The organism is Leisingera sp. JC11, assembly GCF_040704725.1.
GTDB lineage: Bacteria > Pseudomonadota > Alphaproteobacteria > Rhodobacterales > Rhodobacteraceae > Leisingera.
The window spans coordinates 59,163-74,425 of the sequence record NZ_JBFCVS010000004.1; the positions used below are offsets into that span (position 1 = coordinate 59,163).

A 15,263-nucleotide genomic window follows, 5' to 3' on the forward strand; every position below is an offset into this window, starting at 1 on the left:
CGCTGAGAGCAATAGCTCGCGCCAAACTGTTTCCCTGCGAGGGAAATAGCCATGAAAAATCGATTGTCATGGCCAAAATTCGCACCGAATTCCAGCTGTGCGCTCAGCTTTCACGGAAGGCCTTATTGAAATAATCCGCCAGCGGCTTGACCAGATAGGCCAGCGGCGAGCGGTCGGCGGTGCGGATGTAGCTTTCCACCGGCATCCCCGGAATCAGCACCGTGCCCGCTGGCAGGCGGCCCTGTTCGCCGGGGTTGAGCTCAATCTCGGCCCGGTAATAGGAAATGCCGCTGCCCTGATCCTCAAACGCGTCCGCGGACACCTGGGTTACATGGCCGAACAGTTCCGGCGTCGAGCGCTGATCCAGGGCCGAGAAGCGCAGGGTCACTTCCTGCCCGGTGAACAGCTGGTCGATATCGGTCGGCGCCACCTGCGCCGCGATCACCAGCGGCCGGTCCTGCGGCACCAGGTAGAGCACCGGATCGGCCGGACGGATCACTGAGCGCGGGGTCTGCACCTGCAGCCCGTAGACAACGCCCGAGACCGGGGCGGTGATGTCCAGCCGAGCCAGCCGCTGCTGCAGCGAGCGGCGGGTCTCGGCCAGCTCCAGCTCCTGATAGCGCAGGTCGCGCAGACGGGTGATCGCTTCCTCGCGCTGGCCGCTGCCCAGTTTCAGGATTTCAATGTCGATCTCTGTTATCCGCCCCTCGGCCTGCGCCTCCGCGGCCACCAGCTCGCCCAGCTGCCCGTCCAGGCTGGCCTGGGTACGGCGCAGGTTCAGCACCGTCGCCGCCTGTGCCAGGCCGCGGTCCAACAGCGACTGCTGGTTGCCCAGTTCCTCGCCGATCAGGTCCAGCTGCACCTTCAGCGAGGTCTGCTGCGCCTTGATACCGCGGATCTGCTCCTCGATCTGCGACCGGCGCTTCTCCAGTTGCTCGATCTCGCGCGCGGTGGTGTCCCTGCGGGCCTGGAACAGACGCCGCTGGCCTTCCACCAGGTCCTCGACTTGCGGCTGGGTCTCGGCTGCCTTCAGCACTTCCGGATCAAAGGTTATCTCGTCAGCTTCATCGCGCTCCGCCTCCAGCCGGCCGCGCCGCGCCATCAGCTCGAACAGCTGGCCTTCTGTGATCACCAGCTGAGAGGTCAGCTCATTGGCGTCCAGCCGGATCAGCGTTTCGCCCTCGGCCACGGTGTCGCCCTCGTCCACCAGGATCTCGGCAACGATGCCGCCGTCCAGATGCTGCACCACCTGGCGGTTGCGGTCGACCTCGATGCGGCCGGAGGCCACCACTGCGCCGGAAATCGACGACAGCACCGACCAGGAGCCGAAACCGCCCACCAGCACCAGAAGCGCAATCAGGCCGATGATCAGCGGGCGCCGCGCGGGCCAGTTGTTCTCCACGCTCATCGAACCCCTCCCGTGCCAGTCGCCTGGCGGATGTTCTGATGGTTGGCGACCATTTCCTGCAGCACCTTGTCCTTGGGGCCAAAGGCGGTCTGGGTCCCTTTGTCGATCACCAGCAGCATATCGCATTCCTGAATCGCCGCCGGGCGGTGCGCCATGATCAGCACCGACCGCCCCTCAGCCTTGATCTGCTTGATCGCCTGGTTCAATGCAATCGAACCTTCGTTGTCGAGGTTGGAGTTCGGCTCGTCCAGGATCACGATCACCGGATCGTCGAACAGCGCGCGGGCCAGCCCGACCCGCTGCATCTGCCCGCCCGACAGCCGCCCGCCGGTGGCGTTGACGCGGGTGTCATAACCTTCGGGAAGTTTCAGGATCATCTCATGCGCGGCGGCTTTGCGGGCGGCTTCCACCACTTTCTCGGCGTCGGGCTGCTGATTGAGGCGGGCGATGTTCTGGGCGATGGTGCCGTCAAACACCTGCACCCGCTGCGGCAGGTAGCCGATATGGCCGCCCAGCACATCGGGCGCATACTGGTCCAGCGAGGCGCCGTCCAGCCGGACAGAACCGGCTGCGGGCCGCCACACACCGGTCAAGGCGCGGGCCAGTGTCGACTTCCCCGACCCCGACGGCCCGATCACCCCGATTGCCTGGCCCGGCTGCACCTGGAAATGAACGTTGCGCAGCAGCGGCGTATTGCTGCCCGGCGGCACCACTGCCAGCCCCTGCACTTCCAGCAGGGCCTTCGGCTTGGGCAGCGCAGTGCGCGCGTCTTCCTCCGGCACCTTGTCCAGCAGCTCCGCCAGATTGTGCCAGCCCTTCAGCGCCCGCTGCACCAGCACCCATTGGCCCAGCCCCAGCTCAATCGGCGCCAGCGCCCGGCCCATCAGGATGGAGCCTGCGATCATCGCGCCCGGCGTCACCTCGTTCTGCAGCACCAGATAGGCGCCCAGACCCAGCATCGCCGACTGCAGGAACAGGCGCAGAGTCTTGGTCAGCGTGGTAAAGCCGCCGCCTGTGTCATTGGCCGTCACACTGTCGGTCAGCGCCGCATCGCGGGCCTGTTTCCAGCGCTCGAACGATGCCCCGCGCATGCCCATCGACTGGATCATCTCCGCCTCGTTGCGGATCTCCTCGGACATCAGATTGGCCTTGTGGCCGGTCATGCTCGCCTTCTGCTGCGGCAGCCGGGTGAACATCTGGTTCAACAGCGCAATCACCACCAGCACCGCACCGCCCGCCAGCGCCAGCAGGCCCAGCCAGGGGTGGAACAGCGCAATGCCCGCGAGGAACACCGGCGTCCAGGGCAGGTCGAAGGCCGCGGTCAGTACAGGCGAGGCGATCAGCCGCTGCACCGCTTCCAGATCGCTGAGGCCGGTCTGCGCCACCGGGTCCTGCGCCACCGCCGAGCGGCGGATCATCGCGTCGAACACCCGCTTGTCCAGCGCCGCCTGGAACCGCGCGCCCACCCGCGCCATGATCCGGCCGCGGGCATAGTCCAGCAGCCCCATCATGCCGTAAAGGAACACCACCAGAAGCGAAAGCGCCAGCAGCGTCGCCTCCGAACGGCTGCCCAGCACCCGGTCATAAACCTGCATCATGTAAAGCGGGCCGGTCAGCATCAGAAGATTCACGAAGAAACTGAAAATCCCGGTGAACCAGTACAGGCCGCGGCTCTGCCGCCGCACCTGGCGCAGTTCATCATACCCGTTTTTGTAAAGGCTTTTATTCATACTCAGACTGCAATAGTGGTTCGTTGGCTTCAGGTCCGGACTGGAATTGTACCAGTTGTGGCACAAGCCGGTGAAAAAATGTAATCAGACTGGAAAACGGCAAGAGAACCCTTATCTGCCCCCCGACGCGCCTATTCCAGTACCAATTGGACACTTATCCGAATGCCCTTGATGTTGCGACCGATTAAATTTGTATCTGCGCTGATTTTGGCCGCTTTTGCCGCTGGCTGCGCCACTCAGGACCCGGTCGCGCGCGCCTCCGGCGAAGTGTTCGATCCCTATGAGCGGACCAACCGCACCATTCACGCCTTCAACCGCGGCGTCGACCGGCTGGCCTTCCGCCCCGCTTCCAAAGGCTATGTGAAGATCGTTCCGGCGCCGATGGTGACCAGCTTCTCGTATTTTGCCGAGAACCTGTCGATGCCGGGGCAGATGGTCAACGCGCTGCTGCAGGGCGATTTGAGGACTGCTGGCAACGCCTTCTCGCGCTTTGTCATCAACTCGACCGTCGGCTTTGCCGGCCTCGCCGACCCGGCCACCGAATTCCAGGTACCGCAGGTGGATACCGATTTCGGCGAGACCCTGCACAAATGGGGCGTTGGCGAAGGCGCCTATGTGGAGCTGCCGCTGCTCGGCCCGTCCACCAGCCGCGATGCAGTGGGGGTTGCCGTCGACTTCTTCACCAATCCGCTGGGCTACGCCGAGCAGAATACTGCCGACAATATCACCATCTACGCCGAGATCGTGCGTCGCATGGGCGATCGTGGCAACTATTCCGACACGATCGACTCGATTCTTTACGAGAGCGCCGACAGCTATGCGCAGTCACGCCTGATCTACCTGCAGAACCGCCGGTTCGAGCTGGGGGATGGCGAGGAGATCCAGGAAATCGACCCGTTCGAACTGAACACTGAAGGATTTTGAATATGGACCGCCGCAAATTCCTGACTGGCCTCGGCGCCGGCGCTACAGCCCTGGTTGCAGCTCCGCAGGCCCTGTGGGCACTGACCGAGAACAGCGCCAGCAAGCTGATCAACAGCCTTGTTACCGACATCAACCGGGTGATCGACTCCGGCAAGGGCGAAAACGCCATGTTCCGCGACTTCGAGCGGATCTTTCAGCGCTACAGCGACACCTCTTATATTGCGGCCTACGCGCTGGGAGTGGATGGGCGCCGGGCAACCTCTGCCCAGAAGAAGGCTTTCTCCAAGGCTTTCCAGGGCTACATCTCACGAAAATACGGCAAGCGCTTCCGCGAGTTCATCGGCGGCAAGCTGGAGGTGAAGGGCGTCAAGAAGGTGAAGAAATGGTATGAGGTGAGCACCATTGCCTACCTTAAAGGCCAGTCACCTTTTGAAGTGACCTTCCTGGTGTCGGACCGCTCCGGCCGCGACCTGTTCTTCAACATGTTCATCGAGGGTGTGAACCTGCTGCTGACCGAACGCACCGAGATCGGCGCGATCCTGGACAGCAAGAAGGGCGACATTGACGCGCTGATCGCCGAACTTCAGCGCCTGAGCTGAACCGGCACCATTCCGGACATTGAGACAGGCTCCCTCCGGGGGGCCTTTTCTTTTGGACAGTGTGCCTGCTGCTCCAGGTGCTGCGCGGCACTCCCGCCCTTCGCTGCGGCATTAAAGATGCCTTGCTCATGTTGGGTCCGGCACCCGGCCCGTCGGGCCGGGCGCACGCCGCACCCAGGTGCGGCGCCGGGCCCAACTGGCGATGCCCCCGCGAGGGGGCCTGAGCCAGGCGGGAGCGCCCCGAGCCGGTGACCCCGTCAGTTGCCCAGGATGTCGCGCAGGATATTGTCGACCGCGCGGCCCAGCTCCTGGCCAAGGTTCGGCCCCTGGCGGCGGCGGCGCTCGCGGCGGGTCTCCTGCGGCGGCGGTGCGATCGCGGCGGGCTCCAGCATCGGCAGCGGCTTCGGCTCCAGCCCTTCATGCACCCGCACCATGGTCTCGCGCCAGATCTCGGCCGGCAGGCCGCCGCCGGTCACCCCCGACAGCGGCGTGTTGTCGTCATAGCCCATCCAGACACCAGCCACGTAATCGGCGGTGAAGCCGATGAACCAAGCGTCCTTGGCGGCCGAAGTGGTGCCGGATTTGCCCGCAGCCTGCCAGCCCGGGATCTGCGCCCGCTGGCCGGTGCCGCCGGCAATCACCTTCTCCATCATCCAGACCAGCTGCTGCGCTGCCTCGGGGCGGATCACCCGTTCGCCAATGCCGCCGCTGGCCCCCATCAGCGCCTCATTGTCCTCGACCAGCTTCAGCTCTGTCATGCCATAAGGCGTCACCGAGGAGCCGCCGTTAAGAATGCCAGCATAGGCCCCGGTCATTTCCAAGAGCGAGCTTTCGGACGCCCCCAGCGCCAGCGACGGCCCGGCGGCCAGGTCGCTGTCGATGCCGAAGTCCTTGGCCACCCGGCTCACCTTGTCGCGGCCCACCGCCTCCGAAATCTTCACTGCCGGAACGTTCAACGAGTCGCGGAGCGCCCGCGCCAGCGTCACTTCGCCATAGAACTTGCGGGTATAGTTGTCGGGGCACCACTGGCCGGAGCCGGGAATGTTCAGGCAGTATTTTGCATCCAGCACCCGGTCATACGGCGAATAGCCAAGCTCAAGCGCGGTGGCATAGACAAAGGGCTTGAACGCCGACCCGGTCTGCCGCTTCGCCTGGGTGGCCCGGTTGAACACACCCGACACGCGGGTCTTGCGCCCGCCCACCATGGCGCGCACCGCGCCATCGGCGCTCATCACCACAATCGCCGCCTGCGCCTTGGAGCCTTCGCGGACCTTGTTCTCGAAAACGTATTTCAGCGCCTCTTCTGCAGCAGCCTGCAGACGCTGGTCCATGGTGGAGCGGATCACCACATCCTCGGTGGTCTGATCGCCCAGGAAGTCCGGAATGCTGTCCATCACCCAGTCGGCAAAATAGCCGCCTGCCCGCGCCGCCGCGGCTTCGCTCAGCTCTGCCGGATTGTCCTGGTACTTCTGCATTTCAGCGGTCGTCAGGTAGCCCTGCTCCTGCATCAGCCGCAGCACGGTGGCGGCCCTGTCCTGCGAGCGCTGCAGGTTGTTTGTCGGCGCCAGCGTCGAGGGCGCGGTCAGCAGGCCCGCTAGCATCGCGCCTTCGGCCGGGTTCAGCTGATTTGCCGATTTGCCGAAATAGCGCTGCGCGGCGGCCTCCGCCCCGTATGCGCCGCCGCCCATGTAGGCGCGGTTCATGTAGATCGAGAGGATCTCGTCCTTGGTGTATTTGGCTTCCATCGCCAGGGCAAAGATCGCCTCTGTCCCCTTGCGCCACAGCGAGCCCTTGCGGCAGTCGGCCTCATAAGCGCTTTCGCTCTTCCATTCAGCCGGATCATAGATCTTGCCGAGGCACAGGAGTTTCGCAGCCTGCTGGGTGATGGTGGAGCCGCCATGGCCCGACAGCGGCCCGCGGCCTTCGCTCAGATTGATGCGCACAGCGCCGGCAATGCCGCGCGGAGAAAGGCCGAGGTGGCGGTAGAACCGCTTGTCCTCAGTCGCGACGATCGCGTTCTTCAGATGCGGCGAGACCGTGTCCGCCGTCACCACGCCGCCGAACTGATCGCCGCGCCAGGCAAAAACCTCGCCCTCGCGGTCCAGAATGGTGACGGAACCGCGGGCGCGGCCGTCCAGATAGGCCGAAACCTCGGGCAGGCGGGCATACTGAAAGGCCACCGCCAGCCCGACCAGCCCGCAGACCACCATGCCGACACGCCAGGTAAAGCCCCAGACCAGCCGGAAGGCGAAGGCAAAGGGCGCCAGCAGCCAGCCGATTACACCGCGTTTCTTGCGCACCGGCCTCGCGCGGGTCTTCTTGCGGCCGAACAGCCGCGCCAGCAGCCCCGGCTTCTTGGCCTTGGACGCGGGCTTCCTGCGCGCAGGTTTCTTAGCGGGTGGTTTGCCCTTGCCGCCCGCGGAATAGCGTTTCTCTGCCACCAGAGGCTTGCGCCCGGATCCTTGTGCCATCGTCTGTTCCTGCCCGGTTTGCCCGTTGTCCGGCGACAATACCCTGCCTGTGCCGGATTGTAGAGGGGGCAGAATCCGGACCTTTCCCCCTTTGCCAGATGGCCGGTTTTTAAGCGAACCGGTCAAAAGGCGCAAAATTATTGTGCGCCCGCAGAAAGACGCGCGGAAATTTGCTGGCGTTCGCTTTGCACGACTCGGGGCGGCGGTTTTGCTGCAGGTGCACAATGCATCGGCATGGGGCCGGGGCAGCGCGAAACAAAGGGATGCAGAGATGAAAATGATCGTTGCCGCCATCAAGCCCTTCAAGCTGGACGAGGTCCGCGAGGCGCTGACCGGTCTTGGCGTGAGCGGGCTGATGGTCACCGAAATCAAGGGCTTTGGCGCCCAGGCGGGCCATACAGAGATTTACCGCGGCGCCGAGTACGAAGTGAATTTCGTGCCGAAACTGAAGCTGGAACTGGTTGTGCCTGCCGATCAGGCCGAACAGGCCGTCAGCGCAATTTCCGAGACCGCCCGCACCGGCAAGATCGGCGACGGTAAGATTTTTGTTCTGGATGTGGAACAGGCCCTGCGGGTGCGCACCGGCGAAACCAATCTCGAGGCGCTGTAAGCGCGCCCGGCATGGAGGAAAGACTTATGAAGACCCTGAAACTCCCCCTTGCGGCTCTGGCGCTGAGCGCGCTGCCGGGCCTGGCGCTGGCCCAGGACGGCCCGGCCCCGGGCGTGAACCCCGCAACCGACACCGTGTTCATCCTGAACTCGCTGCTGTTCCTGATCGGCGGCTGCCTGGTGTTCTGGATGGCAGCGGGTTTTGCCATGCTCGAGGCGGGCCTGGTACGCTCCAAAAACGTTACTATGCAGCTGACCAAGAACATGGCGCTGTTCTCATTGGCAGCCGTGTTCTACTGGCTGATCGGCTACAACCTGATGTATCCGCTGGGCAACTGGGCCGTCGACGGCGTCCTGTCCGGCGTCTTTGGCCCCGGCGTGCTGGAGGCGGTTGGGATCACCGCCGAAGGCGCGGATGATTATTCCTATGCCGCCACCGGCTCGGACTTCTTCTTTCAGCTGATGTTCTGCGCCGCCACCGCCTCGATCGTGTCGGGCACCCTGGCGGAACGCATCAAGCTGTGGCCGTTCCTGATCTTCACCATCATTCTAACTGCCGTGATCTACCCGTTCCAGGCCAGCTGGAAATGGGGTGGCGGCTTCCTGGAGGAGATGGGCTTCCTGGACTTCGCCGGCTCCACCGTGGTGCACTCCGTGGGCGGCTGGGCCGCACTGACCGGCGCGCTGATCCTTGGGCCCCGCATCGGCAAGTATAAGGACGGCAAGACCATTCCGATGCCCGGCTCCAACCTGGCACTGGCAACACTCGGCACTTTCATCCTGTGGATGGGCTGGTTCGGCTTCAACGGCGGCTCGCAGCTGGCGATGGGCTCGATCGGCGACGTAGCTGATATCAGCCGCATCTTCTCCAACACCAATGCTGCCGCGGCTGGCGGCGCGGTGGCAGCTCTGATCCTGACGCAGCTCCTGTTCAAGAAACCGGACCTGACCATGATCCTGAACGGCGCGCTGGCCGGCCTGGTGGCTATCACTGCCGAGCCGCTGACCCCGGGCCTGGGCCTGGCCACCCTGATCGGTGCCATAGGCGGCGTGATCGTAGTCTTCGCCGTGCCGTTCCTGGACAAGCTGCAGATCGACGACGTGGTTGGCGCCATCCCGGTGCACCTGCTCTGCGGCATCTGGGGCACTGTGGCCGTGGTGCTGTCGAACCCCGAAGCCAGCCTGCTGACTCAGCTGACCGGCATCGCCGTGGTGGGTGTGTTCACCGTTGCAGCCTCTGCCGTGGTCTGGATCATCCTGCGTGCCACCACTGGCATCCGGGTCGAGGAAGAGAATGAGGTCAACGGGCTCGACATGGCGGAACTGGGCATGGAAGCTTACCCGGAATTCTCGCCGAGCTAAGTCCAGCCCTGCTGACAAAATTACGCGGCGCCTGTTTCAGGCGCCGCGTTTGCGTTTCGGCGGAGGGCTCCCGCCAGTTGCAGGATCATCAAGAAATGACCCCTCGCTTTTGGGCCGGGCGCCGCTGGCACGGCGCGGAAAGGGGTCAGCCCTGCGGGACAACAATCACCTTGGGCGCCTTCTGGTCGCGGTAGTCGCGGCGGTCTTCGGCGCGGTCCAGATGATCCTCCACCACGTCCCAGACACCCGTGTCGACGGCTTCATCCCGGCGGTTCTCGCGGCGGTCGGCACGGTTTTCCACCCGGTCGACAACTTCGCCGTTTGCAGCAAAGGCCGGGGCGGCCAGCGGCAGGGCAACGGCCGCGGACAGGATCACGGCGAAGGCGGATTTTGCGAGGGTCATTTCGGTCTCCTAGGCTGTGTTGCGTATGACTTCCGCAAGCACAAACGCGAAGCCTTGGTGCTTCCGTCGCCCAATTGAACATGACCTAACGTCAAGCGCCGTCCTGCCTTCGCATAGCCGCCAATCACAGCCCCTGCGCGCAAAATTTTTCTGAAAAGCCTTAGGCGCCTCTCCAAGAAAAAACGCGCCCCGCAAAAGGGCGCGTTTCTTAAATTTCAAAGTGGCTCAGGCTCAGACGCCGGCGTCAACAATCGCCTTGGCCAGCACCGGCACAGTCTGCGCGTTGAGGCCCGCGATATTCAGACGGCTGTCGCCGACCATGTAAATGCCATTGTCGACCCGCATCTTCTCCACCAGCTCCGGCGTGGTGCCGAGGAGCGAGAACATGCCGCGGTGCTGGGCAATGAAGCTGAACCGGTCGGAGCCGGTCAGGCGCTGCAGCTCATCCGCGAGGCTCTGGCGCAGGCCCAGCATTCCAAGGCGCACCTCTTCCAGCTCAGCGGCCCAGTCGGCGCGCAGTGCGTCATCGTTCAGGATCATGGTCACCAGGCGCGCGCCGTGATCGGGCGGGAAGGAGTAGTTCTGCCGGTTCAGGAACGCCAGGGTGCCCTGGTTCAGCGCCTGAGCGCCCGCGTCGTTGGACACCGCCATCAGCAGGCCGGTACGCTCGCGGTAGATGCCGAAGTTCTTGGAGCAGCTGGCCGCAATCAGCACTTCGGGGCAGCTGGAAGCCACCAGGCGCACGCCCAGTGCATCCTCTTCCAGGCCGTCGCCAAAACCCTGATAGGCAATGTCGATCATCGGGATCAGGCCGCGCTCGTTCAACAGCGCGATGACCTCTTTCCACTGCACCTCGTTGAGGTTGGCACCGGTCGGGTTGTGGCAGCAGCCATGCAGCAGCACCACGTCACCTTTTTGCGCGCCTTTCAGGTCTTCCATCATGCCGTCGAAGTTCACGCCGCGGGTGTCGCGGTCGAAATAGCGGTAAACGACGGTTTCGATGCCGACATAGTTCAGGATCGACACGTGGTTCGGCCAGGTCGGATCCGACACAAAGACGCGCGCCTTGGGGTTAGCCATCTTGATCAGCTCAAACGCCTGCCGCACCGCGCCGGTGCCGCCGGGCGTGGCCGCTGCCGCAATGTTCTCACGCGAAACCGCATCGCCCAGGATCAGCTTGATCATCGCATCCGAGTAAGCCGGATCGCCGGCCAAACCGACATAGGACTTGCTGGTCTGCTCTTCCCACAGCTTGTGCTCCGCCGCCTTGATCGCGCGCATCACCGGGGTGACGCCCTCGGCGTTCTTGTAGACGCCGACGCCAAGGTCGATCTTGTCCGCGCGCGGGTCGTCGCGGTACATCTGCATCAGCGCCAGGATCTTGTCGGCGGGCTGGGGTTTCAGGGTTTCGAACATTGCTCAGTTCTCTCCGGTAGCAACGGGAAGGGTCGGGAAGGCACCCCATTCCACCCAGGACCCGTCATAGAGCGAATGATCGGTCTTGCCGATGCGCTCCAAGGCGAGGCTGAGGATGGCAGCGGTAACGCCCGATCCGCAGGAAGTAATCGCAGGTTTGCTCAGGTCGACGCCAGCGGCCTCAAAGGCAGCGCGGATGCCATCGGCGTCTTTCATGGTGCCATCGGCCTTCAGCACCTGGCCAAAGGGCACATTGCGCGAGCCGGGGATGTGTCCGGCACGCAAGCCCTCGCGCGGCTCCGGCGCATCGCCGCGATAGCGCTCGGCGGAGCGGGCGTCGATGATTTCATGATCGCCCAGCTTGGCGGCGGCAGAGACCTGAGTCACATCGCGCACCATATGGTTCTGCACCCGCACAGTCATATGGCGGTCGCGGATCACCGGCGGCAGGTCCTCGACCGGGTGGCCCTCGGCCTGCCATTTCGGAAAGCCGCCGTCCAGCACCGCAACATTGGTCTGCCCCATCAGCCGGAACAGCCACCAGACACGGGCGGCGGAGAACAGCCCGGCGCCGTCATAGACCACCACCTGGTGGCCGTCGCCGACGCCCATGGCCCGCAGCTTGGACATGAACTTCTCGACCGGCGGCACCATATGCGGCAGGTCGGAACGGTTGTCGGAAATTTCGTCGATATCGAAGAACCGCGCGCCGGGAATGTGGGCAGCATCATACTCCGCCTTGGCATCCCGGCCCTGCTGCGGCAGATACCAAGACGCGTCCAGAACCCGCAGATCCGGGTCCTTCAGATGGGCGGCAAGCCAGTCCGTGGAAACCAGCGTCTTCGGATCGTCCTGCATCAAAGCGTCTCCCTATCTGCATATAGCGCCATGGGTACATCCCGTAGCTGGGCGGTGCAAGCTATCCTGTCCCCTCACCTGCCAATGCAAGCATCTTGCGCGTGTTTTACGGAGCAGCAACAAGTTACCTGCATTATTGCTGTACGTTTCAGAAAAGGTATTCGAATGCCCGGCTTGCGCAGCTTCCTTGCATTTTTCTTGTTGTCCGCCTGGCTGTCCGCACCGTTTCCCGTGCATGCCAGCTGTACAGCATTCGGAAGCACATGCATAAAAGACAGTGATTTAAAGGCAAATGTCCGGATAGGCACAGGCACGCCAGACTTGCAGGCGCTGATACGGTTTCAGCATTTGACCGATCTGTCGCTGATGGCAGAGCCGGGATTTGAGGCCCAGGTAGATTTGTCTCCTTTAGCTCAGCTTCCCAATCTGAAGAAGCTGGCACTGGTGGGACTCACGGTATCCGACCTGGCACCTCTGACCCGGCTGCCGGAGCTCAGGCGGCTGAGCCTTGATTCTGTCCGAGCCCGCGACTTCACTCCGCTGTCGCGCATGACCGGACTCGAGCACCTGTCCGTCTGGGGCATCAGGGAGGTGACCGATCTCTCTTTCCTGCGCGGATATACGCGCCTGCAAAGCCTGAATATCGCCGATTCCGGCGTCAGGGACCTGGCACCTTTGGAAGAGGTCGAAACGCTGGAGATTCTTCTGGCTTTCAACACCGGGATTTCGGATCTGGCACCGCTCTCTGCCGCGAAACTGCGCGTGGTTTGGATCTCCGGATGCCCGGTCGAAAGCCTGGCGCCGCTGGCTGCCTCCAGCGGATTGGAAATGCTGCGTGCTGACGGAAGCCGCCTGCAAAGCCTGGAGGGGCTGCAGAACAAGCCTGCCCTTCACACCGTGACCCTGACAGGCAGCCGCGTGGACGACCTGTCCCCCCTGACAGGAGCAAGCAGCCTGGCGGAATTGGACCTGGCAGACACACAAGTCCGGGACCTTACTCCCCTGTCAGAGCTCAAATTGCTTCGCAGACTGGTATTGGACGGAAGCGCAGTCGCCAGCCTTGAGCCGCTTGCAGGGAAAAGCTTGCAGGAACTCTCAGCCGCTGACACTGCGGTGACCAATCTGGCACCGGTCCGGCACATGCAGGAACTCAAGGAACTTGGCATATCCCGGACGGGCATCCGGGACCTGGAACCGCTCAAAGGCCTGAAGAAGCTGTCCATCCTGCGCGCCATTGGCCTGCCTCAAGAGATCCTGCTTCCGCTGCTGCAGACCGAGAACCTCCGGATCCTCTATGCTGGTCCGGACAGCCGGTCTCAAAGGAGGCTTCTGGGAAAGGATCAGATTGCCAGATACATCACCAGGGCGCCCTAGGATCAGCGCGCGTCCTTCAGCAGCCGCTGCTTCTGGCGGCCCCAGTCGCGCTTGGCCTGGGTTTCACGCTTGTCGTGCAGCTTCTTGCCCTTGGCGATGCCCAGCTTGATCTTGGCGCGGCCCTTGTGGTTGAAATAGATCACCAGCGGCACCAAGGTCATGCCCTTGCGCTGGGTCAGGTTCCACAGATCCGACAGTTCCTTCTTTGACACCAGCAGCTTGCGGCGGCGGCGTTCCTCATGCTTGAACACCTTGGCTTGCGCATAGGGCGGGATATAGGAATTCACCAGCCACAGCTCGCCCTCCTCCACCGCAGCGTAAGAGTCCGCGATATTGGTGCCGTTGCCGCGCAGCGCCTTGACCTCGGACCCCTCCAGCACGATGCCGCATTCGATGTCGTCCTCGATCGCGTAATCGAAGCGCGCACGCCGGTTCTCGGCGATCACCTTGTAGTTCGGGTCTGATGTCTGCTTCTTCTTGGCCATGGGCGGCAGATGTAAGGCCGCGCCGCGGCGGGCGCAAGATGGCGCTTACGCCTTGCGGCTGCGCAGCAGCGTGAAAACACCACTGCCGACGATCACCGCGCTGCCTATCAGGGTCAGGGCATCGGGGCGTTCACCGAACACCAGCACCCCCAGCACCATGGCAAAGACCAGCCTTGTGTAGCGGAACGGCGCAATGACGGAGATCTCCCCTGCCCGCATTGCACCCGACAGCGCGTTATAGGCAATCACCCCGATCACCGTGGCGGCGGCAATGTCCAGCCAGTTGCGCGGCGCAGGCCAGACTGCACCGCCAGTCCAGCACAGCGCAATGATCCCGGCAACCACCAGCATGGCAAAGCCCAGGAACCCCAACTGGTTGTTGCTCATGTCCTTGGGCGCCGCGCGGGTGGCCAGATCGCGCCCCGCAAATCCCAGCGTGCCCGCCACCGCAAACAACGAGGCCGGTTCAAATCCGCTGAGCCCCGGCCGCAGGATCAGCAGCACCCCGGCAAAGCCCAACCCGATTGCCAGCCAGCGCCGCCAGCCAACGGTCTCGCCAAAGAACACCACCGCGCCAGCGGCCACCACCAAGGGCGTTGCCTGCAGGATGGCCGAGGCTGAGGACAAGGGTGTCAGCGCAATCGCCAGGGTGAAACAGAGCCGCCCCACGACCTCCGCCAGGGAACGCCACAGCATCGGGCGCGTGCCGAACCCCGGGTGCCAGGGGGCGTGGCCTTGCGCACGCGCCAGCGCTGCGAACACTGCCATACCGCCGAGGCCAAAGATAATCAGGATCTGCCCCACCGGCAGGCTGGCGGCGGCGGATTTGATGAACATGTCCTCCAGCGCAAAGGCCGCCATGGCCAGCACCATCAGGAGGCTTCCGCGCAGCGTGTCCATTCCGGTGCTCCTCAAATCCCTGAAACTCAATCACTTGCGCAAGTGGTAGGCAGCCTCGAAAAAATACACAAGTGAAGCACATCAATCCCGCTGCGTCAGACCCGCCTGCCGGTAATGGTGCATGTTGAGGAAGGCCGCGCCGGTTTCCAGGCTGCGGTAGCCATGCGGCTGGTCAGCGGCAAAGCGCAAGCCCTGGCCTGCTTCCAGCGGCACCCATTCCCCGTCCTTCAGCACCTCCATGGAGCCATGCAGCACAAAGACCTCCTCGGTCACCCCGGTGTCATGCGGCTGCGACTGATGGCTCTGACCCGGCTTCAGCGTGACCTGAAAGGTCTCGGCCCCCAGCAGCGGGTCGAAGGGAAACACGATCTTGACCCCGATGCTGCCGGGAAACTGCACCGTCTCATAAACCCCGGCGGCCTCCCCCACCGGCCGGGTTGCCTCCCCGATAAGGGCGGTCAGCGGCAGGTGGAACCCCTTGGCGATCTTCCACAGCGTGGCAATCGTCGGGCTTGATTCGCCGCGCTCGATCTGCCCCAGCATCGCCTTGCTGACCCCGGTCGCCTCTGCCGCCTTGGACAGGCTAAGTCCCGCCGCCGCGCGGATTTCCCGCAGGTTCAGGGTGATGCCGTCATCGCTCATTGTCTTTGCCTCTGCACTATCTGGCAAAAAAGCCTTGTGCGTTATAACGCACAGAATGTAGTGTGCGTTATAACGCACGAAA

General features: G+C 63.6%; 14 protein-coding genes. 5 read left to right on the forward strand and 9 right to left on the reverse strand.

The genetic code is table 11. The annotated features are described in order from the left end of the window. Positions 1-103: 103 nt before the first annotated feature. Both AB1A62_RS05920 and AB1A62_RS05925 read right to left on the reverse strand, forming a co-directional pair. On the reverse strand, positions 104-1,408 hold the full coding sequence (locus tag AB1A62_RS05920) for an HlyD family type I secretion periplasmic adaptor subunit (protein WP_366660603.1): 1,305 nt from the start codon (positions 1,406-1,408) through the stop codon (positions 104-106). Further along, positions 1,405-3,138, reverse strand: a complete 1,734-nt coding sequence (locus tag AB1A62_RS05925; protein ID WP_366660604.1) for a type I secretion system permease/ATPase — start codon at positions 3,136-3,138, stop codon at positions 1,405-1,407. Before AB1A62_RS05925 ends, AB1A62_RS05920 begins: the two co-directional genes overlap by 4 nt. 171 nt (positions 3,139-3,309) lie before the next feature. On the opposite strand from AB1A62_RS05925, the gene AB1A62_RS05930 reads away from it, so the two are divergent. Together AB1A62_RS05930 and AB1A62_RS05935 are read left to right on the forward strand one after the other, a co-directional pair. After that, positions 3,310-4,062 carry a VacJ family lipoprotein gene (locus AB1A62_RS05930; protein WP_366660605.1) on the forward strand — a complete coding sequence of 251 codons (753 nt, stop codon included), beginning with the start codon at positions 3,310-3,312 and terminating at the stop codon, positions 4,060-4,062. A gap of 2 nt (positions 4,063-4,064) precedes the next feature. Continuing rightward, the gene (locus AB1A62_RS05935; protein WP_366660606.1) at positions 4,065-4,661 is read left to right on the forward strand and encodes an ABC transporter substrate-binding protein; all 597 of its coding nucleotides are present in this window, start codon (positions 4,065-4,067) and stop codon (positions 4,659-4,661) included. A 257-nt stretch (positions 4,662-4,918) separates the two neighbouring features. Here the strand turns inward: AB1A62_RS05935 and AB1A62_RS05940 are convergent, their stop codons facing one another. Then, complete coding sequence (locus AB1A62_RS05940) at positions 4,919-7,132, reverse strand: PBP1A family penicillin-binding protein (protein ID WP_366660607.1); 2,214 nt, start codon at positions 7,130-7,132, stop codon at positions 4,919-4,921. 271 nt (positions 7,133-7,403) lie between these two features. On the opposite strand from AB1A62_RS05940, the gene AB1A62_RS05945 reads away from it, so the two are divergent. Both AB1A62_RS05945 and AB1A62_RS05950 read left to right on the forward strand, forming a co-directional pair. Beyond that, the gene (locus AB1A62_RS05945; RefSeq protein ID WP_029204925.1) at positions 7,404-7,742 is read left to right on the forward strand and encodes a P-II family nitrogen regulator; all 339 of its coding nucleotides are present in this window, start codon (positions 7,404-7,406) and stop codon (positions 7,740-7,742) included. 26 nt (positions 7,743-7,768) lie between these two features. Next, the gene (locus AB1A62_RS05950; RefSeq protein ID WP_366660608.1) at positions 7,769-9,103 is read left to right on the forward strand and encodes an ammonium transporter; all 1,335 of its coding nucleotides are present in this window, start codon (positions 7,769-7,771) and stop codon (positions 9,101-9,103) included. A gap of 145 nt (positions 9,104-9,248) precedes the next feature. On the opposite strand, the gene AB1A62_RS05955 is transcribed toward AB1A62_RS05950, so the two are convergent. The 3 genes from AB1A62_RS05955 to sseA all read right to left on the reverse strand — a co-directional run bounded on the left by AB1A62_RS05955 (position 9,249) and on the right by sseA (position 11,780). After that, positions 9,249-9,506: a hypothetical protein gene (locus AB1A62_RS05955; protein WP_366660609.1), complete on the reverse strand. Its 258-nt coding sequence runs from the start codon at positions 9,504-9,506 to the stop codon at positions 9,249-9,251. Between the two features lie 231 nt (positions 9,507-9,737). Then, entirely contained in the window at positions 9,738-10,922 is a 1,185-nt protein-coding gene (locus AB1A62_RS05960) for an amino acid aminotransferase (protein WP_366660610.1), read from the reverse strand. A gap of 3 nt (positions 10,923-10,925) precedes the next feature. Next, the gene (gene sseA / locus AB1A62_RS05965) at positions 10,926-11,780 is read right to left on the reverse strand and encodes a 3-mercaptopyruvate sulfurtransferase (protein WP_366660611.1); all 855 of its coding nucleotides are present in this window, start codon (positions 11,778-11,780) and stop codon (positions 10,926-10,928) included. 165 nt (positions 11,781-11,945) lie between these two features. On the opposite strand from sseA, the gene AB1A62_RS05970 reads away from it, so the two are divergent. After that, on the forward strand, positions 11,946-13,154 hold the full coding sequence (locus AB1A62_RS05970; protein WP_366660612.1) for a leucine-rich repeat domain-containing protein: 1,209 nt from the start codon (positions 11,946-11,948) through the stop codon (positions 13,152-13,154). A 2-nt stretch (positions 13,155-13,156) separates the two neighbouring features. Here AB1A62_RS05970 and smpB read toward each other — a convergent pair whose 3' ends face one another. The 3 genes from smpB to AB1A62_RS05985 all read right to left on the reverse strand — a co-directional run bounded on the left by smpB (position 13,157) and on the right by AB1A62_RS05985 (position 15,181). Then, complete coding sequence (smpB, locus tag AB1A62_RS05975; RefSeq protein ID WP_366660613.1) at positions 13,157-13,639, reverse strand: SsrA-binding protein SmpB; 483 nt, start codon at positions 13,637-13,639, stop codon at positions 13,157-13,159. 45 nt (positions 13,640-13,684) lie between these two features. Further along, entirely contained in the window at positions 13,685-14,539 is an 855-nt protein-coding gene (locus AB1A62_RS05980; protein ID WP_366660614.1) for a DMT family transporter, read from the reverse strand. Positions 14,540-14,620: 81 nt separating this feature from the next. Further along, complete coding sequence (locus AB1A62_RS05985; RefSeq protein WP_366660615.1) at positions 14,621-15,181, reverse strand: XRE family transcriptional regulator; 561 nt, start codon at positions 15,179-15,181, stop codon at positions 14,621-14,623. Positions 15,182-15,263 lie beyond the last annotated feature (82 nt).